The sequence below is a fragment of the Sphingobium mellinum genome (assembly GCF_037860795.1).
In the GTDB taxonomy this organism is placed as follows: domain Bacteria; phylum Pseudomonadota; class Alphaproteobacteria; order Sphingomonadales; family Sphingomonadaceae; genus Sphingobium; species Sphingobium mellinum.
Genome location: NZ_JBANRK010000008.1, coordinates 60,957 through 79,788, shown reverse-complemented (window position 1 = coordinate 79,788; position 18,832 = coordinate 60,957). Strand labels below are relative to the sequence as shown.

The following is an 18,832-nucleotide window of genomic DNA, read 5'->3' as shown; positions in this document are numbered from 1 at the left end:
GATCAATCTGTCATAGTTTGACAGTGTGCCGAAATGGCATCACCCAGCGACCGGAAGCTTTATCTTGGCCCCAAGCTGCGGGTGCTGCGGCGCGAGTTGGGGCTCAACCAGACGCGGATGGCGGAAGAGCTGGGGGTCAGCCCCAGCTATCTCAACCATCTGGAGCGCAACCAGCGGCCGTTGACGGCGCAGATGCTGCTGCGGCTCGCCAATGTCTATGACATCGACATCCGCGAATTCGTCGCCGGCACGCAGGAAAGCACCGCCAAGGAACTGGCGGAGATATTGTCCGACGCGCTGGTGCGCGACATTGGCGTGGCGAAGGACGAGGTGGTGGAGGTCGCGGAAAATTATCCCGGCGTCAGCGAGGCGATCAGCCGCTTCTACCGCGCGCTGACCGACCTGCGGCGCCTGCCCGAGCAGATGGCGAGCGGCCACGGCGGCGCGCTACCCGGCCTTGGCGCGCCGCAGCACGCTCCGCTCGACTGGTTGCGCGAGACGATCGCGCGGGCGGGCAATCATGTCCCGGAACTGGACGCGGCGGGGGAAGCGCTCGCCCCGGAGCTGGGGGATGATCCGGCAAGCCTGCAGACGGCAATCCGCGTCCGACTCAAGGACCGGCACGGCATGGGCGCCCAGATCGTACGCGAGGATGTGCTGGCCGGAACGCTGCGCCATTATGACATGCACCGGCGGCGGCTGCTGCTGAACGAGCGGCTGCCCGCGTCGGGACGGCTGTTCGCGCTCGCCTATCAGCTCTGTTCGCAGGAGATGGCGGACGCGATCGCCGCGCAGGTCGCGCGCGCCGCGCCGCCGGACGAGGACAGCCGCCGGATCGCCACCATCGCCTTCACCAACCATGCCGCCGCCGCGCTCATCATGCCCTATGACCGCTTCCGCCAGGCGGCCGAACAGAGCCGCCACGACCTGCCGCTGCTGCGGGCGCGCTTCGGCGTGTCGATGGAGCAGCTGGCGCATCGCCTGACCAGCCTTGGCCGGACGGGCGCGCGCGGCGTGCCCTTCTTCCTGGCCAAGATCGACCGGGCGGGCATCGTGTCGAAACGGTTCGAGGGCGAGGCCTGGCCCTTCGCCAAGCTGGGCGGCACCTGCCCGCGCTGGGACGCGCATGACGCGGGCGAGCCGGACCGGGTGCAGACGCAGCTGATGGAGACGCTCGACGGCCGCCGCTTCCTGAGCTTCGCGGTGGCGCTGCGCGCCGACGGCGCGTCCGGCGCGCGCGGCCGATCCGTGATCGCGATCGGCTGCGAGGCGAAACATGGCAGCCGGATCGTCCATGCCGACGGGATCGACGTGGAGAAGGATGCGGCGACCGGGATCGGCCCGACCTGCCATCTGTGCGAACGCCGCGCCTGCCCGGACCGCGCCCTGCCCCCGGTCACGCGGGCATTGGACCTGCATGGCTATGAGCGGACGGTCGCGCCGTTTCCGTTTCGGCGGGTTTGACAGCGCGCACTGGAATGAAACTCAAAACCGCTTGCGGGACGATGTCGAAACGCCGCGGACGGTTTTGACGCTGCCGCTGCCCACCCGTTCCCGCGAGTGTCCAAGGGTGAAGCCCGCGCCAAAACTGACAAGCGCGGTCCGAAGGCCGCCCTGCCGTTGGCGGATCAATTGCAATGTTGGCCGCCCCCGGGGGCGGAGCAGCGCGCGTCGGATGTGATCGTTGACGCCACGCCAATGGGGCGTGGCCGATATCCGCTGGAAAAGCTGGGCTTTTCAGCAGTGGCGGCAGCTCGGCGCGGCTGGTAGGATAGCTATTACTCCGTCGGAAGCTGCATTTCAGATGCCCAATCTTGATCGTTTTTTCGCGGTGTGCCCGGATATGCTTATGGCCGCCAATTTGCGCGACGGACTGCTCACGCACGTCAATCCGACCTCCTGCCGCGTCTTGGGCTGGAGCGAAGCCGAGTTGTTGTCCCGGCCGTTTCTCGAACTGATTCATCCGGACGACCGCGCCGGGGCGGCGGCGGCGGCGATGCCGCAAGCCATGGGCCAGACGAACGTCCGGTTAGTACATCGGATGCTCCGCAAGGACGGCAGCCATTTCTGGACCGAGTGGCACACCGCCTATTTTCCCGACGAGGAGTTGGCCTACGGCGTCGGTCGCGACATCTCGGAGCGCAAGCAAGCCGAGGCCGCACTGGCCGTTGCACAGACCGAGCGAACCGCAGTTCTCGAAAGCATTGGCGACGCCTTCTACTCGGTCGATACCAAGTGGCGGATCACCTACGCCAATCGCCGCGCTGCCACGGTGCTGAACCGGACTCCCGAGACTATGGTGGGTCGACGGCTGGGCGATCTTGTCTCCGGAAAAGGCAAAGCCAGTCCTCAACTTGCCTGGTTTCGCCAGGCGATGGCAGATCGACGACAGCGGAATGTGGAATATTTCAGCGAAACGGCAGGACGATGGCTTTCCGCGCGGATCTATCCACGCGACGATGGCGGGCTGTCCATCTACTATCAGGACATTTCCGAGCGCAAGCGGATGGAAGAGACGCTCCAGGCGAGCCGGGCGCATTTCGAAGCGGTCGCCAATCTCGTGCCCGACCTGCTGTGGCGCGCCGAGCCCGACGGGACGCCGATATGGTCCAATCAATGCTGGCCGGAATATGTCGGGCAACCGTTGGAGACGCTGCCGAATGGCGGGTGGGACAAGCTTCACCCCGATGACGTCGGGAAAGTCCGGACCGATTTCGAAGCCGCTTTCCAGAGCGCACGGCCCATGTCGCACGAATGCCGCGTCCGTCGGAAGGATGGCGTCTATCGCTGGTTTTTGGCGCGTGTTCAGCCGCTGCTCGACGACGATGGCGCGCTTGTCGCCTGGTTCGGCGCGGCGACCGACGTAGACGATCTCAAGCGGGCGCAGGGCCAGCAGGGCCTGCTCATCGCCGAACTCCAGCACCGGACGCGCAACCTGCTTGGCATCGTGCGCTCCGTGGCGGCGGAGACCCTGGAGCCCAGCGCTTCGCTCGACAACTTCAAATGCCGGCTGGCGGCGCTGTCGCGCGTCCAGAGCTTTCTCTCGCAGAGGTCGCCGATCGGGATCCGCGAGCTATTGCAAGCGGAGCTTGCAGCCCACGGGATCGCACCCGACGAGCCGCGCGTCATCCTCGAAGGCCCCTCCACCGAACTCCCGGATGACTCATTTCAGGCGCTGGCTCTGGGCGTGCATGAACTGGCCACGAACGCGCTGAAACACGGCGCGTTCAGCACGCCCCTGGGGAGCCTCGCGGTCCGGTGGTCGATCGAAACCGACGAAACCCCGTCCCTGTCGCTCGAATGGCGCGAAAGCGGGGTCGCCATGCCGGATTTCGACCGGCCGGTACGCCGGGGATTTGGGCTCGACCTTATCGAGTGCAGCCTGCCCTATCAGCTCGGTGCGACAGCGAGGGTGGGCTTTTCGCCCGCCGGGGTAACCTGCAAGCTCGTGCTGCCGCTTGTCCACGCGGGTTCGGGCGCGCCAGGGCCAACCGCCTAGACCATCTGGCGCGGATGACCGCTGAGTTCCTTGTGCCATGCAGCCTGCACGGCAAGGCGGGGTTTCTGACTGCCAGTCCAGCCGCTCACCCATTGCCGATCTGAACCGGAAAAGCGGACCGACCGCAGCTGAGGATCCAAATGTCGGCTTCCTGGATCGCCGGGCGGATGTCCGAATAGCCGCCATTGGCGCAAGGCAGCCGCCGAATTCCACGCTCAATACACAAAAAAAAGGGGCCGCCGGGCAGGCGACCCCTTCTTATCCTCTCCGCTAATGCGGGCAGTCGTGGCCTTTAGTCGGCCTTCGACTGAAGATTCACAGCCGCGTACTTGCCGCGACGGTCGACTTCGAGTTCGAAGTCGAGGCGGTCGCCTTCGTTGAGGGCGGCCATGCCGGCGCGCTCGACGGCGCTGATGTGGACGAATGCGTCAGGCTGGCCGTCATCGCGCTGGATGAAGCCGAAGCCCTTCATGGCGTTGAAGAACTTGACGGTGCCGCTGGCGCGTTCGCCGGTAAGCTGACGTTGCGGGCCACGATCGCCGCCGCCGAAGCCGCCGCTGCGTTCAGCGCCGAAGCCGCCTGCACGGGGTTCGCGGGGCGCGCGTTCCTGGACCGGAAGCGGTTCGCCCTCGATCTTGAGGTCGGTCGCCGACACCTTGCCGCCGCGATCCACCAGGGTGAAGCCGAGCGGCTGACCTTCGGCCAGGCCCGTGAGGCCCGCCTGCTCGACAGCGCTGATGTGAACGAACACGTCTTCGCCGCCATCGTCACGGACGATGAAGCCAAAGCCCTTTTGCCCGTTGAAGAATTTTACGACGCCCGTGCCTTCGCCCACGACCTGGGCCGGCATGCCGCCGCCACGGCCGCCGCCGAAACCACCGCCGCCACCGCCGCCGCCGAAGCCGCCACCGCCGCCGCTGCGGAAACCGCCGCCGCCGCCGCCACCACCGCCGCCGAAGCGGTCACCACCGCCGAAACCGCCACGATCACCACCGAAACCACCGCGATCACCGAAACCGCCGCCGAAGCCACCACGATCGCCGCCGTAGAAATTGTCGTCGCCGAAACTGTCGCGCTTGTCCTTGCCGCGCCCGCCGCGGCGACCTCTATCAAAACTCATGCCCTGTTGGTCACTTTCGCTTCGCCCCAGACTATACCGGACAAACATGCCGGGCGAAGGGCATGCACAATCCACCGCAACCCATGCGGTTTGAGAATCACTATATCAACTTTTCACCTTCACGCGAATGATTTTAGCCCGATTGCCGCCACATTCCTGCGATGCAATCGGCGGGGCTTTGCCGGATGTCACCAAAAGGGTCGATTGAGTTGCGGCCGCTTTCGCCATAGAGGGTCATTCATGACAGTATATTTTCATGAAGAGGACCTGCCCGCAGACGTCCTTGGCCCCGGCCCCGTTGCCGTCGATACCGAAACCATGGGCCTCATCACCCCGCGCGACCGGCTGTGCGTCGTCCAGATCAGCGACGGGCGGGGCGACGAGCATCTGGTGCGCTTCAATCCGGGGAGCGATTATGCCGCGCCGAACCTGCGGGCGGTGCTGGCGGATCCGGCACGGCTGAAGCTCTATCATTTCGGGCGCTTCGACATCGCGGCCATCAAACATTATCTGGGCGTGGTGGCAGCGCCGGTCTATTGCACGAAGATCGCGTCGCGCCTGATCCGTACCTATACCGACCGCCATGGCCTGAAAGAACTGGTGCGCGAACTGCTGGGGCAGGAATTGAGCAAGGTGCAGCAATCAAGCGACTGGGGCGGCCCGGTGCTGTCCGACGCGCAGAAGGACTATGCCGCGTCCGACGTGCGCTACCTGCACGCGCTCAAGGCGGAGCTGGACAAGCGCCTGATCCGCGAGGGGCGCATGGAACTGGCGCAGGCCTGTTTCGATTTCCTGCCCCATCGGGCGCAGCTGGACCTTGCCGGCTGGCCGGAGATCGACATCTTCGCGCATATGTGAGGGGCTGAAAGCGCTATCCCATGTCCATCCAGGCCGAACAGCAACGCCATGCGAGGCGCCACTGGGCGCGGCCCGGAGGCAGCCATGACCGGCTGGTCGGGCTGCTGAAGAACTGGCTGCCGGCCGCCGTGGGCGTGCTGGCGGCGCTGCTCGCCACCGCACCCTTCACCGGCGGCGACAAGGTCAGCTTCGTGCTCGACAAGAACAAGGTCGAGGTGGCCAAGGAACGGATGCGCGTGACCGAGGCGCTCTATCGCGGCGAGGATGGCAAGGGGCAGCCCTTTTCCCTGCGCGCCGGGAGCGCGGTGCAGAAGAGCTCGCGCGAGCCGATCGTCGACCTGAACGACATGTCCGCGCGCATATTGCTGAGCGAGGGGCCCGCCGTGCTGAACGCGCGCAAGGGGCGCTACGACATGAACAGCGAGCGCATGGCGGTCGATGGCCCGGTGCAGTTCGAGGCGGCGAACGGATACCGGCTGACGACGCGGGACGTGGGCATCGACCTCAAGACCCGGCGGATGCAAAGCGCCGGGCGGGTCGACGGGCGCATCCCGATCGGCACGTTCAGCGGCGACCATCTGGAAGCTGACCTGAGCGCGCGGACGGTGACGCTGCAAGGCAGGGCAAGCTTGCGCATCGAACAAAATGGCCTCAAAGGGCGGAACTGATGAAGAAAACGCTGATCCTGCTGTCGACCGGCGCCGTGGGCGCGATGGCGCTCTATGCCGGGGCCGGGGCGCAGGTGCTGAAAAATCATGACAGCAACGCGCCGGTGAACTTCACCGCCGACCGGATCGAGGTGCAGGACCGGGCGGATCGCGTTGTCGTGTCCGGCAATGTCATGGTGACGCAGGCGGGCATGACGCTGCACGCGGCGCGGATGACCGTGGCCTACCGCAATCAACCGGGGGGCAACGGCAGCGACGGCGGCGTGCAGGTCGACCGGATGGACGCGTCGGGCGGCGTGGTCGTCACCAAGGGCAACGAGACCGCGAAGGGCAATGTCGCGATCTACGACCTCAACAGCCGGCTGATCACGATGCTGGGCAATGTGACGCTGACGCAGGGGAGCAACCGGCTGACCGGGGGGCGGCTGGTGATCGACCTGACGAGCGGGCGATCCACGGTGGATGGCCGGGCGTCGGGCGGCGGCGCGCCGGGCGTGTCGAGCGGATCGGGCGGGCGCGTATCGGGAACCTTCACGGTGCCCCAGCGGAAAAACTGACGGGCGAGGTCAGCGGCCGCGGATCAGGGGCGCGCGTCCCATCGTGCCACAGTCGGGCGGCCCTGCCCGTCGATTGCGATCTCGCCAAAGGCGCCGGTTCGCAATTTGAGCGACGCCGGGGATAGCCGCATCGCGAGCAGCGCGAAGCGGGCGGCGCCGTTGCTGGTGACGAGGAGGTCGACCCCCTCCCCCGGCTCGGCGAACCAGTCGCGCCAGGCGGCGATGCGGCCGGCGGCGTCGACATGCCAGCCATCGGGAGCAAGGCCGCGCTCGTCCCAGTCGGCGATCGCCCGGGCGCCGATGCGCGCGACGACTTCGGCCTCGGGGCGGCCTTCGTCAGGGCCGTGATCGATCTCATTGAGCCAGGGCAGCGTGCCGTCGGGTCGATGGCCGATCGCCGCGCCGATCCGTGCGGCGGTTTCGCCCGCGCGGCGCAGCGGGCTGCTGAAGAGGCACCGCACCGGAAAGGCCTGCGCCGCGAACCATTGGCCGAGCCGGTCAGCCTGAACCCGCCCGCTGTCTACCAGCGGGATATCGGTGCCAGCGCCGATGCGGCAGGCGGTGGCGCTGCTTTCGAACGTGTTGCCATGGCGGATGATGAAGATGCGGCGCATGGGATCGAAGGACGCGCTCAGGCGGGCGTGGGGTCGCCATGGGCGGCGATCATGGCTTCGACCCGCGCAATGTCGGCTTCGGTGTCGATGCCGGAACTGTCGAACAGCGGCGGCGCGACCGCCACGGTGGTGACCGGGATGCCGAGTTCCAGCAGCCGGAGTTGCTCCAGCCCTTCAAGATTTTCGAGCGCGGTGGGCGGCGCCTGCTCGAACCGCGTCAGTGCATCGAGCGCGTAGCCATAGAGGCCGACATGGCGCCAGACGGGCGAGAGCGGCTGGCTGGCGCGCAGCGCGTCCTCGTTGCGGATCGCGGGTATGATCGTCTTGGAGAACCAGAGCGCCCGCCCATCGGGCGCGCGGGCGCAGGTCGTGCCACTGAAGGGTGAGCGTGTCTTGTGGTCGCGCAATGCGTCGAGCGCACCCCAGTCGAGCGCAATCACCGGCGTGGCCACCTGCGCCCCGGATTGCAGCGCTGCAATAACGGCACGCAGCGCGCCTTCCGGCAGGAAGGGAGAATCCCCCTGGAGATTGACGACGAAGCGCGGCGGGGCGGGCCGTTGCAGGACGGCGGCCAGCGCACGGCCTGAACCGGTCGCGATGCGGCTGTCGGTCATTACCGCCTCGCACCCGACCGATCGCGCATGGGCGGCGATGTCGGCGTCATCGGTCGCGACGAGCAGTTCGCCGCCATCGACGCCCGCGATCGCCGACCGCGCCATCGCGATCGTACGATGCAGCAAGGTGCGCCCGGCGATCAGCCGCAACGGCTTGCGCGGCAGGCGCGACGAACCCGCCCGCGCGGGTATGACGACGGCTATCGTCAGGCGACCCCGGCGTGCAGAAGATCGTGCATGTGGACGGCGCCCAGCAGCTGCCCGGCTTCGCAGACGAACAGCAGGGTGATGTTGTGCAGGTGCATGAGACGCAGCGCTTCGGACGCCAGTTCTTCGGGTCCCACGGCCAAGGGCGTGGATGTCATGAAGCGGCCGACCGGCTCTGTCAGATACTGCGTCCCGGTTACCGTGCGACGCAGATCGCCATCGGTGAAGGCGCCGATCAGTTCGCCATTCTGGTTGACCACCGCCGTGCCGCCCAGCCGCGCCCGGGTCATTTCGATGGTCGCGTCGAGCAGCGAGGCGTCTTCCCTGACCCGCGGCACGGCATCGCCTTCGGCCATCAGTTCGCGCACCTTGAGCAACTGCGCACCCAGCCGGCCATTAGGATGGAACTTATGGAAGTCGTCGGCCGAAAAGCCGCGCATTTCCATAAGCGCGATGGCGAGCGCGTCGCCAAAGGCCATCTGCATCGTCGTCGACGTGGTCGGCGCCAGCTCGTTGGGGCAGGCTTCCCGCACCGCAGGCAGCAGGACGCATATGTCCGATGCGGTCGCCACCGTGCTCTGCGCGCGCGCCGTGAGGCCAAGCAGCGGAATGCCGAACCGCTTGCAATATTGGATGATGGGGCCGAGTTCGCTGGATTCGCCCGAATGGGACAGCATCAGGACGACATCGTCCGGCGTCACCATGCCCAGATCCCCATGACCGGCATCCGCGGGATGCATGAAGAGGGCGGGCGTGCCGGTCGACGTCAACGTCGCCGTCATCTTCCGCGCCACGATGCCGCTCTTGCCCATGCCCGTCACGATCAGCCGGCCGCGCACGTTCATGATCATGCCGACCAGGCGAAGGAATGTCGCGGCAAAGTCCCGATCAGCGAATTTGGCTTCGAGCGCGTTGATGCCCTGAGAAGCGGTCGACAGCGTTCTGGCGGCGGTTTCGATAATTCTGCTGCCAGAACCAAAAGGCACGATTTTCGAGACTGTAAACACGCGTTCGCCCTTTTTTCCACGCCCGGCGTCGTTTTTTACGACCGATCAGGCGTGGCGACGGATCGCCTCGTTCGGCGCACCCGTCCTGACCTTTTATCCGCGACCCTTCCGGCGTGAACCGGAACCCGCCTTGGGGATAGGCTGTCGAGGGCAATGATGGCAATCGGTTTTCGCGGCCAGGTCCGTAAAATTGCGCGCCATTCTGGCCACAGTCAGCCGAAATTCGAACTGTTGGGATGACTTGTGGAACTTTAAGACGCGGTCAGAGTAGTGATGCGCCTTCTATCTCTCATGATATTCGCGATACCAGGACACGAAGCGGGGAACGCCTTGTTCGATGCCAGTGGTGGGCGCGAAGCCGATATCCTGGGCGATTGCGCTGATATCGGCAAAGGTCGCCCTGACATCGCCAGGCTGCATCGGCTGGAAGTCGATCTGCGCCTTCTTCCCGCAGGCATCCTCCAGCACGGCGATGAGGTGCATCAGTTCCTCGGGCCGATTATTGCCGATATTATAAAGCCGGTGCGGCGACCGGCTGCCGCCGGCCTTGAGCGCGCCGTCATCGGCCGGGGGATGATCAAGGCACCCGATCACGCCCGAGACGATGTCGTCGATATAGGTGAAGTCGCGCTGCATCCGGCCATGGTTGAAGACGGGGATCGGCTGATCCGCCAGGATTTTCGAGGCGAAGATCCACATCGCCATGTCGGGCCGGCCCCAGGGGCCATAGACGGTGAAGAAGCGCAGACCGGTCATGGGGGTGCGGAACAGATGGGCGTAGGTTTCGCTCATCAGTTCGTCGGCGCGCTTGGTCGCGGCATAGAGCGAGACCGGATGATCGGCGCGATCCTCCACCCGGAACGGCAGGCTGTCATTGCCGCCGTAAACGGACGAGGACGAGGCATAGACGAGGTGCCGCACATGGCGCTGCCGGGCCAGTTCCAGCATGTTGACATGGCCCGCCAGATTGGAGCGCACATAGGCATCCGGATTTATGAGCGAGTAGCGTACGCCCGCCTGCGCGCCCAGATGGATGATCGCTTCCACCTGCTGACCGGCAAGCGACGCCTGCAGCGCGTCCATGTCGGCAAAGTCGAGGGCCGCAAAGGTAAACAGCTTGCCGTGGCGCTGCTCCAGCGCGGCAATCCGGTCGCGCTTCAGCGACACGGCGTAATAATCGTTGAGATTGTCGATGCCGATCACGGCCCGCCCCGCCGCCAGCAGCCGGTCTGCAACATGCATCCCGATGAAACCGGCCGCGCCGGTGACGAGGATGGTCATGCGATCAGCCGGTCGGGACAGGAATAGGATCGGCGGGCCATCGCGACTCTTTCAAAAACTGTAGCGTGTCTGGTCCTGTTCACAGACAATCCGGCGCCCGATGTAAAGGGCTTTCCCCCTAAAGAGGCAAGGCCTTGTCCGAATGAGGCAGGTTTAGCTATTCCCTAATCATTGCTGTTTATGCGCCTGAAGTCATGGACATGGCTTCCCATCCCCTGACGGCGGGCGCGCGCGCCCATGGTCCGGCGCAGCGCGCGCGCTGGACGGCGCTGGCGCTGGAGGCCGCCGAGCCCAACGCCTTCTACGCGCCCGACATGTTGTGCGCGGCGCTCGATCATCTGGCGACGACGCGCACGGTGCGAATGCTGGAAGCCCAGAGCGGCGGTGAGCTGATCGGCCTGCTGCCCGTCATCGTCACGCCGCGCCATGGACGCCTGCCCGTTGCCTGTACCGCCAACTGGATGCACGACCATTGCTTCTTCGGCGCGCCGCTGATCCGCCGGGGTGCGGAAAAGGAAGCCTGGGCCAGCCTGCTGGCGCAACTCGACGCAGCGGCCTGGGCGCCTGGCTTTCTTCACCTGAAGGGGCTGGACGCGGCGGGCGCCAATGCCGCCGCCCTGGAGGCAGTGTGCGTCGAACAAAGGCGCGGGCGCCGGGAGGTGCATCGCTATGACCGAGCGATGCTGCGGTCCGATCTGGACGCCGACAGCTACTGGCAGATTCATGTCCGCGCAAAGAAGCGCAAGGAGATCCGGCGGCTGCAGAAACGTCTGGCGGATCTGGGCAGGATCAGCGAGCACATGCTGGTCGGGCGGGACGATCTGCCGGGCTGGTGTGCCGACTTCCTGGCGCTCGAAGCGTCCGGGTGGAAGGGGCGCGAGGGCACGGCGCTCGGCTGCGAGGCAAGTGACGCGGCCTTTTTCCGCGCCGCCTGCGCGGCGGCGTTCGACGCGGGGCGGCTGCATTTCCTGCGGATCGACCTGGATGGCCGCGCAATCGCGATGCTCGCCAATTTCCGTCATGGCGAGGGCGCCTTTTCGTTCAAGATCGCCTTTGACGAGGAATTGGGCCGCTTTTCGCCCGGCGTGCTGATCGAGCTGATGAACCTGCACGCGGTGCAGGGCGATCCGGCGATCGGATGGATGGACAGCTGCGCCGCCCCTGATCACCCGATGATCGACAGCCTCTGGGCCGAGCGGCGGACGATCGTGCAATATCGAATCGCCCTGCGCGGCGGCGGACTGCAGCGGCTGGGGCGCGCCGCCGCCTTCGCGCTGGCCGGCGGCGTGGATGCGGTTGCGAGCCGGATGAAAGGACAGGCATGACGGCGCACTCCCCCATCAGCGCGCGGGCTTTTTCGGACGAGGCGCGGGCGGAGTTCGCCTCCGCCTATCCCGATCGGGCGGCGCGCCTGACGCATCAACTGGCTGGACACCCGCTGCTGACCGTCGAGGCTTTGGCTACGCTGGCGGAACGGATGCCAGGCGCGTCGGTCGAATATAATCTGGGCAGGCTGCCGCTGGGCGTGCGGGCGGAGGATACGCCGTCCAATGGGCTGACGCTGGGCGAAACGATCCGCACGATCGAAACCAATGGCAGCTGGGCCGTGCTCAAGAATGTCGAGCGCGACCCCGCCTATGGCGCGCTGCTGGAGGTGGCGCTGGCGGAACTGGCGCCGATCGTCGACCGCAGCACCGGGCCGATGCTGCATCGGGAGGCGTTCCTGTTCCTCTCCTCCCCGGCCAGCGTGACGCCGTTCCATATGGACCCGGAGCATAATATCCTGCTCCAGATCCGGGGCGAGAAGGTGATGACCGTCTTTCCCCCCGGTGACGAGGAACTGGTGCCGGCGATCCAGAGCGAAGCCTTCCACGCGGGCGGGCACCGCAACCTCGCGTGGCAGGAGCATTTCCGCGATCGCGGCATGGCCGTGCGCCTCCAGCCGGGAGACGCCATCCATGTGCCGGTCAAGGCGCCGCATTTCGTGGAAAACGGGCCGGCAGTCTCGATCAGCCTGTCGGTGACCTGGCGGTCTGAACGCAGCGTCGCGGAAAGCGAACTGCATGGGCTCAACGCCCTGCTGCGCCGGCGCGGATGGCCGGTCGCGACCGTGGGCCCCCGGCCCGAGCGGCAGCGCAGCCGGCGGCTGGCCTATCGCCTCATGCGGAAGCTGGGCGCCTGAACAGGCGACGGAGCATCGCTTCGGCCTCCAGCCGGGGGGAAAAGCGTTCGATCAGCCACCATTCCAGCGCCTCCTCGCATGTGGCGAGGCTCTGCTTGTAGCGATCCTTGCCGGCGAGCAGGGAATAGAGCGAAAGGCCGCGATCGGCATAATAGGCGACGGCGGCGGCGTGGCAGAGCAGGCCGGGCTTGTCCTTGGCGGTGCGGGGCGTCGCGAAGGCAGACTGGTAGTTCATCCCCTGACCGCGATGGACGAAGTTGAGCAACAACCCCACGAGGCCGCCTGCGTCGGTGAAACGCAGCAGCTCCACCTCTCCGCTGGCGCGGCCGCGTTCCACCAGAAGCGCGACGAAGCGGCGGAAGGCCGCGTCCGCCCAGGCATTGTCGGTATGACGGCCCGCATTGAGCGAGGCCATTTCCTCCAGCCAGGTCCCGGCATCGGATGGGGTGGAGGCGGCGGCGATAGCGGGTCCCGTGCCGCCATGATCCTTGAGCGCGCGGCGGATCTGGCTTCGGCTGTTCGCGCTCAGCAGCGAAAGATAATCGCCCTGCGCCGATCGAACGGCGGCGAGATCGACCTGATAGACGGGCGAGCGGTCGAGGCAGATGGCCCGCCGCGCGGGCTGGGCCAACAGCGGCGAGCCGGGGGGCATGCCGCCGAGGCGCAGCGCGCGCCAGTCGGCGCGGCGCGCAAGCGCGGCGTGGACAGCGTCGGCCGCCTCCTGCTCTTGTCCGCTCGCCGCGAGCAGGCCGTTATATTCGACGAAAGGACGGTCCGCGACCGCGTTTCCCGACTGGTTCAGCAGCAGGGTGGCGCAGCGGCCCAGCAGGCGCGGCTGCATCGCACGGCCGATGAGCGCGAGCGCGACATCCCTCCCCTCCCCGTCGGTGACCGCCAGCAGATCGGGCCGCACGCCGTAACTGTCCAGCCACGCCGCCGTCCACGTCCAGCCCAGGAAGAAAGACCCGCGGGACGCCGCCTCCAGCCTCTGCCAACGGGGCGCGAGATCGGCCAGATCAGGCAGGCGAGAAAAATGGGCGGTGAGAGCCATCGCCGCCCTTGTGGCAGAGCTGGCGAGGGGGTCAAGTCAAGCAGATGCGAGGGAAACCGCTGTGATGGCCGCGCTTCACAGATGGCGGCGCTTGGCAGGGTCGACCGAGCCGTCCGGCCGGACACCCGCCCGCGCCAGCTCGCCGCCGATGCGACCGGTCAGGAAGCGGAACCACATGCGAAAATCCGCGCGCAGCGACCAGACAGGGTGCCGGAAGGTGGCCGGCCGGTTCCGTTCGACCAGGCCATGGGCGATCCAGGCAAAGCCATAACCGGCGAGCGGCAGAGCCGTCGCCATCCACCAGCGACCCGTGACCGCCAGTCCGCCCAGCAGCAGCACCGACAGGCTTGTCCCGGCATAATGCAGCGCACGCGTGCCCCGGCGCGCATGTTCCTGCAGATAATAGGGCCAGAAGTCCCTGAAGCCAGCCTTGTCGCTCATCATACCTCCCCGTAGCAGAAGGGAGTGGGCGCAAACTTTACATCTGTTAAGGCGGCTGCGTCAAACGGTGCCTGTTTCGGGAGCGAACAGGAAATAGTCGTAGGCCGCGCGGGCCGCTTCCGCCATGATGCGGTCCCTCAACACATGGCCGCGTCGGTCCTTCATGACAAATACGGTGATGGCGAATCGGCGACCATCGGGCAGGTCGATAATCCCCACGTCATTGCCCAGACCGTTCAACGTGCCAGTCTTGTGTGCGATCGGCGTGCCGGGCGGAAGCATTGCCGACAGCCGCCCCTTGCCCGTTCGGCACCGGCCCATCACTGACAGCAACATGGCCGTGCTGGCCGGCTTCAACGCCTTGCCATGGTGGATTGCGGCGAGCAGGTCATCCATCGCGCGCGGCGTGGATGTATCGCGCGGGTCCGCGGCAAAGGCCAGGTTGGGCATGTCGCGCGCATCCCGGTCCCGCGAGGACTGGCCGGATTCCAGCGCGGCCTCATCCTCCGCCGAGCCGGTCGCGCTCTTGGCGCGCGCAAGCAGCTGGGCGGTATTGCTGTCGACGCGCAGACCATGGATGCCGATCGACTGAAGCCAGCCATTGACCGCCTGCGGCCCGCCGGCGCGGGCGACCAGGGCGTCGGTCGCTTCATTGTCGCTGCGCGTGAGCGAGAGTTCGAGCAGCGCGCTGACCGGCGTCGGCGTGCCAAGGCGCGGCAGCCGCTCGTCAAGGCTGAGCGTGCCGGCATCGGCGAGCGAGAGGATCTTGCCCGCCACCGCGATCTTGTAAACGCTGGCCATCGGGAAGAGCGTATCGCCATTGATGCTGAGCGTTTCGCCGGTCTGGAGGTCGCGCGCGGCGATACCGACGGTCCCGTCGGTCAGCCGGGCGAAACGGTTGAATTCGGACAGCAGCCGGGATTCGGCGTTTTGCTGAACGACATTATGCGTCGGGCCAAAGGCATCGGCAGTCGGCAGCGGGGTAAGGAAGAGGCCAAGGCCCGCCAACAGGGCGGCGAAGGAAAAAGAACGGGGCATCCGCCGTCTTTCCGCGATTCGCGGCCCGCGAGCAAGGGCTTTGCGCGGTTGACAGGGCGCGGCGGGTCAGCGCAACAGCGTCCCATGACTGGCACGATCAAGCTTCATGACAGCTGGCGCGCGCCGCTGCGCGGGGAATTCGACCGTCCCTACATGCAGGCGCTCAAACGCTTTCTGGAAACGGAAAAGGCGCAGGGAAAGCGCATCTTCCCCAAGGGCCGCGACTATTTCCGTGCGCTCGATCTGACGCCGCTCGACGCGGTCAAGGTCGTGATCCTGGGGCAGGACCCCTATCATGGCGAGGGGCAGGCGCACGGCCTGTGCTTCAGCGTGCAGCCGGGCGTGCGAACCCCGCCCTCGCTGGTCAATATCTACAAGGAGCTGAAGAGCGACCTGGGCGTCAGCCCGCCACGCCACGGCTTTCTGGAGGCATGGGCACGCCAGGGCGCGCTGCTGCTCAACAGCGTGCTGACGGTCGAGATGGGCAAAGCCGCGTCGCACCAGAAGCGCGGTTGGGAAGAGTTCACCGATGCGGTCATCCGTCTGGTCAACGAAAAAGCCGAGCCGGTCGTTTTCCTGCTGTGGGGCGCCTATGCCCAGAGGAAGGCGGCGTTCGTCGACCCGGCCCGGCATCTGGTGCTCAAAGCCGCGCACCCCTCGCCTCTGTCGGCGCATAACGGCTTTCTGGGCTGCCGGCATTTTTCGCAGGCCAACGCCTTTCTGGAGGCGAAGGGACGCGGGGCGATCGACTGGGCGCTGCCGGAGTAAGCGCTGGCCTGAACAAGCCTCAGCGCTTGCGGGCGAACCAGATGACGTGGCGCGGCCCCTTGCCGTTGTCGCGCGCCTTGACGGCCACTTCCTCCACCGCGAAGCCCGCGTCGCGCAGCCGGCGGGTGAAGGCGGCGTCGGGCGCCGCCGACCAGATGGCAAGGATGCCGCCGGGCCGAAGCGCCGCCTTGGCGACGGCAAGGCCGGCCGCCGAGTAGAGCCGGTCATTCGCGGGCGCGGTCAGGCCATCGGGGCCATTGTCGACGTCGAGCAGGACTGCGTCATAACAGGCGTGGCCATCGGCGATCACGCCTGCCACGTCTCCCTGAATCAGATGGACGCGCGGATCGTCGAGGCATCCGGCGGTCATGTCCGCCATGGGCCCGCGCGCCCAGGCGATGATCTGCGGCACCAGTTCCGCGAGCGTGATCCGGCCGCCCTGCCCCATCTGCGCCAGCGCGGCGCGCAGGGTGAAGCCCATGCCATAGCCGCCGATCAGCAGGTGGGGCGCCTTGACGTTCGGCAACCGCTCCAGCGTCAGGACGGCCAGCGCCTTTTCCGAACCGCTCATCCGGCTGCTCATCAGTTCATTGCGGTCGAGCACGATCATATGATCGCCGCCGCGCCGGTAGAGCTTCAGTTCCTGGCCGCCGGGCACGGGGGCGATGTCGATCAGTTCGCGCGGGGTCATGGGGCCGAGTCCTTGTCTGCTGCCGCGCGCATGGCAGCTTGGGCGCCCGCACGCAAATGTCGGCGAGGGTGGCGCTGACGGGCGGAGGGCCCTATCTCGCGGACGGACCCCCTCCCCGCGATTCTCCGGCAGGCAGATTTTTTACGATGCGCTATTTCCTCGACACCGAATTCAACGGCTTTGCAGGCGCGCTGATCAGCGTCGCGCTGGTGCCGGAATTTGGCGACGATGAATTCTACGTGTCGCTGCCGCTGTCCGAGGAGCCGCATGGCTGGGTGCAGCGCAACGTCATCCCCTATCTGCGCCATGTGCCGCCCGGCATCGACCTGGAATTGAGCCGGGTCGAGGCGGCGCATCATCTGGCGGACTATCTGGCGGGCGATGCGGACCCGGTGATCGTGGCGGATTGGCCCGAGGACCTCGCGCATTTCTGCGCGCTGCTGGTGACCGGGCCGGGGCAGATGGTGGATACCAGCGGGTTGCGGCTGCAACTCATCAACGCGGCGGGATTCAGCGCGGCGGCGAACAGCCGGATCCCGCACAATGCGCTGCATGACGCGCGCGCGCTGCGCGATTTTGTGCTGGGGAGTTGAAGGGCGGGGGTCGGCTTGTGGCCAAAGCCAAGCGTTTACGAATGAGTTTAGCGCGCGTGAATATGGGTCATTCCTGGCAGTCTGCCCTGTGTAGGAAAAGAGGTGTGCAGCCATGGAACTGCCGGGCGGTGAAAGATGGGATTGTATCGTTTGCCGCCATATTTGTTATTTGTTTCCCGGAGTCTGCAAGCCATCTTCTGTTCCGGCCAACTTCAGAATGCGCTAATGCAGGCGGCAGCAAGGGGGCATCATGACAAGATATATCGGAATGGCGATTGCAGCGGTGTTGATGCTGTTGGCGTTGCCGGACCCTGTAGGCGCAACGAAGCCTATCATCGGGACGATGGCGCCGGATTTCGAGTTGACGCTGACGGATGGCAACAAAGTGAGACTCTCCGATCTCAAGGGCAATGTAGTTGTGCTCAATTTCTGGGCGACTTGGTGCGCGCCGTGCCGAAAAGAACTACCCACGCTCGATGCCTATTATACTGCCCAGCGCAAACATGGTTTAAAGATTTTTGCCATTACCACCGAAGGATCGCTACCTCTCTTCAAGTTGAAGGCACTCTTCGACGTGATGGCTATTCCTTCCGCGCGACGGATCAAAGGTCCATACGGGCCGCTCACCGGCGTGCCGACCAACTTCGTCATCGATCGGGCAGGAATACTTAGGTACGCGCAGTCGGGTGCGTTCGATCTTGGCGAGCTGAACGGGCTGCTCGTGCCATTGCTGAACGAGAAAGCACCACAGTAAAAGGGCGGTTCGGTCATGGCCAAGAGATACGTAATGGCAGGGATCCACCCAGCCGAGCCACGAAGCGGCTATGTCAGCTGTATAGCAGCGTTTCGGTTCCCCTGATCGACAGACGGATGGGTGAACTGGAGCGGCCACGGCCGAGCCAATAAAGTTACGCTTTCGGCGCCGGTAGAACGATTCTGCCGACCTACCGCATCATGTATTTCTACATAGCGATGGTCTTCGGCCCTCGTAATTTCAGCGGCTCGATAGATTGCGAAATCAGTCGCTGACGCCACCTCTCGTCACTACGAGCATAGGAACCAGGCGGAACAGTTGTAGCAAGGACGGCGAGCAGGAGGGGCGCGCGCATTTCATTCTTCAAGAACAACCGGATGACGGCTAACCCGGATTTCCTGATGTATGGTAACAACTCGTTTTGAATAATTTCAGACGGTCCCCTAATGATCCAAAGCAGCCCAAAAAGATCGAGGCCCGGTCCTGCTTGCGCAGGCCGGGCCCCATTCCCTCTCCAAACCGATTAAGGTCGATCAGCCGTCGTAGTCGCCGCCAATATTCTGGTTGCGCGGCGGGGCGGCGGCGGTCAGGCGCAGGGCCTCCGCCGACTGGGCGATCGAACCGATTTCGTCCGGCGTATCGTCGTCGTCGACCTGCACCTTCTGCAGCGACGCCACGAGCGAATCATGCAGATCCACCGGCAGGATGGTTTCTTCAGCGATTTCACGCAGAGCGACCACGGGATTTTTGTCCCGGTCGCGGTCCAGCGTCAGTTCGGCGCCACCCGAAATCTCACGCGCGCGCTGCGCGGCGAGGAGGACGAGATCGAAGCGGTTGGTAACCTTGTCGACGCAATCTTCGACGGTAACGCGTGCCAAAAGGGCGCTCC

Annotated in this window: 20 protein-coding genes; 10 read left to right on the top strand and 10 right to left on the bottom strand. The window is 65.8% G+C overall.

All coding sequences use genetic code 11. The annotated features are described in order from the left end of the window. The first annotated feature begins 33 nt into the window (after positions 1 to 33). A complete protein-coding gene (locus tag AAC640_RS11000) occupies positions 34 to 1,464 on the top strand; it encodes a helix-turn-helix domain-containing protein (RefSeq protein ID WP_340266191.1) in 1,431 nt (476 codons plus the stop codon). Between the two features lie 340 nt (positions 1,465 to 1,804). Beyond that, positions 1,805 to 3,499, top strand: coding sequence for a PAS domain S-box protein (locus tag AAC640_RS10995; protein ID WP_340266189.1), 1,695 nt, complete (start codon positions 1,805 to 1,807; stop codon positions 3,497 to 3,499). Positions 3,500 to 3,791: 292 nt separating this feature from the next. Here the strand turns inward: AAC640_RS10995 and AAC640_RS10990 are convergent, their stop codons facing one another. Next, a complete protein-coding gene (locus AAC640_RS10990; protein ID WP_340266188.1) occupies positions 3,792 to 4,619 on the bottom strand; it encodes a cold-shock protein in 828 nt (275 codons plus the stop codon). Positions 4,620 to 4,859: 240 nt separating this feature from the next. Between AAC640_RS10990 and AAC640_RS10985 the strand changes: the two genes are divergently transcribed. The 3 genes from AAC640_RS10985 to AAC640_RS10975 are packed head-to-tail and all read left to right on the top strand — an operon-like array spanning position 4,860 to position 6,702. After that, on the top strand, positions 4,860 to 5,477 hold the full coding sequence (locus tag AAC640_RS10985) for a ribonuclease D (RefSeq protein WP_340266186.1): 618 nt from the start codon (positions 4,860 to 4,862) through the stop codon (positions 5,475 to 5,477). Positions 5,478 to 5,497: 20 nt separating this feature from the next. After that, positions 5,498 to 6,145 (top strand): LPS export ABC transporter periplasmic protein LptC, encoded by a 648-nt coding sequence (locus AAC640_RS10980; RefSeq protein WP_340266184.1) that lies wholly within the window; start codon positions 5,498 to 5,500, stop codon positions 6,143 to 6,145. Continuing rightward, on the top strand, positions 6,145 to 6,702 hold the full coding sequence (locus tag AAC640_RS10975) for an LptA/OstA family protein (protein WP_340266182.1): 558 nt from the start codon (positions 6,145 to 6,147) through the stop codon (positions 6,700 to 6,702). The genes AAC640_RS10980 and AAC640_RS10975 overlap by 1 nt, the downstream gene beginning before the upstream one ends. 23 nt (positions 6,703 to 6,725) lie before the next feature. Here the strand turns inward: AAC640_RS10975 and AAC640_RS10970 are convergent, their stop codons facing one another. The 4 genes from AAC640_RS10970 to AAC640_RS10955 form a co-directional block, all read right to left on the bottom strand. Next, complete coding sequence (locus AAC640_RS10970; RefSeq protein ID WP_340266180.1) at positions 6,726 to 7,316, bottom strand: histidine phosphatase family protein; 591 nt, start codon at positions 7,314 to 7,316, stop codon at positions 6,726 to 6,728. A 17-nt stretch (positions 7,317 to 7,333) separates the two neighbouring features. Next, complete coding sequence (locus AAC640_RS10965) at positions 7,334 to 8,140, bottom strand: 3-deoxy-manno-octulosonate cytidylyltransferase (RefSeq protein ID WP_340266262.1); 807 nt, start codon at positions 8,138 to 8,140, stop codon at positions 7,334 to 7,336. Further along, positions 8,137 to 9,144, bottom strand: coding sequence for a KpsF/GutQ family sugar-phosphate isomerase (locus AAC640_RS10960; protein ID WP_340266178.1), 1,008 nt, complete (start codon positions 9,142 to 9,144; stop codon positions 8,137 to 8,139). Before AAC640_RS10960 ends, AAC640_RS10965 begins: the two co-directional genes overlap by 4 nt. 282 nt (positions 9,145 to 9,426) lie before the next feature. Beyond that, positions 9,427 to 10,425: an NAD-dependent epimerase/dehydratase family protein gene (locus tag AAC640_RS10955; RefSeq protein ID WP_340266176.1), complete on the bottom strand. Its 999-nt coding sequence runs from the start codon at positions 10,423 to 10,425 to the stop codon at positions 9,427 to 9,429. Between the two features lie 194 nt (positions 10,426 to 10,619). Here AAC640_RS10955 and AAC640_RS10950 point away from each other — a divergent pair, with 194 nt between their 5' ends. Both AAC640_RS10950 and AAC640_RS10945 read left to right on the top strand, forming a co-directional pair. Beyond that, entirely contained in the window at positions 10,620 to 11,750 is a 1,131-nt protein-coding gene (locus tag AAC640_RS10950) for a GNAT family N-acetyltransferase (protein ID WP_340266174.1), read from the top strand. Continuing rightward, positions 11,747 to 12,607 (top strand): cupin-like domain-containing protein, encoded by an 861-nt coding sequence (locus tag AAC640_RS10945; protein WP_340266172.1) that lies wholly within the window; start codon positions 11,747 to 11,749, stop codon positions 12,605 to 12,607. The genes AAC640_RS10950 and AAC640_RS10945 overlap by 4 nt, the downstream gene beginning before the upstream one ends. On the opposite strand, the gene AAC640_RS10940 is transcribed toward AAC640_RS10945, so the two are convergent. The 3 genes from AAC640_RS10940 to AAC640_RS10930 all read right to left on the bottom strand — a co-directional run bounded on the left by AAC640_RS10940 (position 12,585) and on the right by AAC640_RS10930 (position 15,137). Then, entirely contained in the window at positions 12,585 to 13,658 is a 1,074-nt protein-coding gene (locus tag AAC640_RS10940; RefSeq protein WP_340266170.1) for a GNAT family N-acetyltransferase, read from the bottom strand. The two genes, AAC640_RS10945 and AAC640_RS10940, sit on opposite strands and share 23 nt — an antisense overlap. Positions 13,659 to 13,733: 75 nt before the next feature. Next, a complete protein-coding gene (locus AAC640_RS10935; protein ID WP_340266168.1) occupies positions 13,734 to 14,099 on the bottom strand; it encodes an Mpo1-like protein in 366 nt (121 codons plus the stop codon). 60 nt (positions 14,100 to 14,159) lie between these two features. After that, entirely contained in the window at positions 14,160 to 15,137 is a 978-nt protein-coding gene (locus tag AAC640_RS10930) for a serine hydrolase (protein ID WP_340266166.1), read from the bottom strand. 84 nt (positions 15,138 to 15,221) lie between these two features. Here AAC640_RS10930 and ung point away from each other — a divergent pair, with 84 nt between their 5' ends. Further along, positions 15,222 to 15,905, top strand: a complete 684-nt coding sequence (gene ung / locus AAC640_RS10925) for a uracil-DNA glycosylase (protein WP_340266164.1) — start codon at positions 15,222 to 15,224, stop codon at positions 15,903 to 15,905. 19 nt (positions 15,906 to 15,924) lie between these two features. Here ung and AAC640_RS10920 read toward each other — a convergent pair whose 3' ends face one another. Continuing rightward, positions 15,925 to 16,596 carry a spermine/spermidine synthase domain-containing protein gene (locus AAC640_RS10920; RefSeq protein WP_340266162.1) on the bottom strand — a complete coding sequence of 224 codons (672 nt, stop codon included), beginning with the start codon at positions 16,594 to 16,596 and terminating at the stop codon, positions 15,925 to 15,927. Positions 16,597 to 16,742: 146 nt separating this feature from the next. On the opposite strand from AAC640_RS10920, the gene AAC640_RS10915 reads away from it, so the two are divergent. Beyond that, entirely contained in the window at positions 16,743 to 17,189 is a 447-nt protein-coding gene (locus tag AAC640_RS10915) for a hypothetical protein (protein ID WP_340266160.1), read from the top strand. Between the two features lie 250 nt (positions 17,190 to 17,439). Further along, positions 17,440 to 17,943: a TlpA family protein disulfide reductase gene (locus tag AAC640_RS10910; protein ID WP_340266158.1), complete on the top strand. Its 504-nt coding sequence runs from the start codon at positions 17,440 to 17,442 to the stop codon at positions 17,941 to 17,943. A 533-nt stretch (positions 17,944 to 18,476) separates the two neighbouring features. Here the strand turns inward: AAC640_RS10910 and rpoZ are convergent. Continuing rightward, positions 18,477 to 18,821: a DNA-directed RNA polymerase subunit omega gene (rpoZ, locus tag AAC640_RS10905; RefSeq protein ID WP_340266156.1), complete on the bottom strand. Its 345-nt coding sequence runs from the start codon at positions 18,819 to 18,821 to the stop codon at positions 18,477 to 18,479. Positions 18,822 to 18,832 lie beyond the last annotated feature (11 nt).

What these genes read in the sequence shown, in the direction of transcription:
- AAC640_RS11000 (WP_340266191.1), top strand. Translation starts at nt 34, where the DNA reads ATGGCATCACCCAGCGACCGGAAGCTTTATCTTGGCCCCAAGCTGCGG.
- AAC640_RS10975 (WP_340266182.1), top strand. Translation starts at nt 6,145, where the DNA reads ATGAAGAAAACGCTGATCCTGCTGTCGACCGGCGCCGTGGGCGCGATG.
- AAC640_RS10995 (WP_340266189.1), top strand. Translation starts at nt 1,805, where the DNA reads ATGCCCAATCTTGATCGTTTTTTCGCGGTGTGCCCGGATATGCTTATG.
- AAC640_RS10990 (WP_340266188.1), bottom strand. Translation starts at nt 4,619, where the DNA reads ATGAGTTTTGATAGAGGTCGCCGCGGCGGGCGCGGCAAGGACAAGCGC.
- AAC640_RS10985 (WP_340266186.1), top strand. Translation starts at nt 4,860, where the DNA reads ATGACAGTATATTTTCATGAAGAGGACCTGCCCGCAGACGTCCTTGGC.
- AAC640_RS10910 (WP_340266158.1), top strand. Translation starts at nt 17,440, where the DNA reads ATGACAAGATATATCGGAATGGCGATTGCAGCGGTGTTGATGCTGTTG.
- AAC640_RS10950 (WP_340266174.1), top strand. Translation starts at nt 10,620, where the DNA reads ATGGACATGGCTTCCCATCCCCTGACGGCGGGCGCGCGCGCCCATGGT.
- AAC640_RS10935 (WP_340266168.1), bottom strand. Translation starts at nt 14,099, where the DNA reads ATGAGCGACAAGGCTGGCTTCAGGGACTTCTGGCCCTATTATCTGCAG.
- ung (WP_340266164.1), top strand. Translation starts at nt 15,222, where the DNA reads ATGACTGGCACGATCAAGCTTCATGACAGCTGGCGCGCGCCGCTGCGC.
- AAC640_RS10915 (WP_340266160.1), top strand. Translation starts at nt 16,743, where the DNA reads ATGCGCTATTTCCTCGACACCGAATTCAACGGCTTTGCAGGCGCGCTG.
- AAC640_RS10930 (WP_340266166.1), bottom strand. Translation starts at nt 15,137, where the DNA reads ATGCCCCGTTCTTTTTCCTTCGCCGCCCTGTTGGCGGGCCTTGGCCTC.
- AAC640_RS10955 (WP_340266176.1), bottom strand. Translation starts at nt 10,425, where the DNA reads ATGACCATCCTCGTCACCGGCGCGGCCGGTTTCATCGGGATGCATGTT.
- AAC640_RS10920 (WP_340266162.1), bottom strand. Translation starts at nt 16,596, where the DNA reads ATGACCCCGCGCGAACTGATCGACATCGCCCCCGTGCCCGGCGGCCAG.
- AAC640_RS10970 (WP_340266180.1), bottom strand. Translation starts at nt 7,316, where the DNA reads ATGCGCCGCATCTTCATCATCCGCCATGGCAACACGTTCGAAAGCAGC.
- AAC640_RS10980 (WP_340266184.1), top strand. Translation starts at nt 5,498, where the DNA reads ATGTCCATCCAGGCCGAACAGCAACGCCATGCGAGGCGCCACTGGGCG.
- AAC640_RS10940 (WP_340266170.1), bottom strand. Translation starts at nt 13,658, where the DNA reads ATGGCTCTCACCGCCCATTTTTCTCGCCTGCCTGATCTGGCCGATCTC.
- AAC640_RS10945 (WP_340266172.1), top strand. Translation starts at nt 11,747, where the DNA reads ATGACGGCGCACTCCCCCATCAGCGCGCGGGCTTTTTCGGACGAGGCG.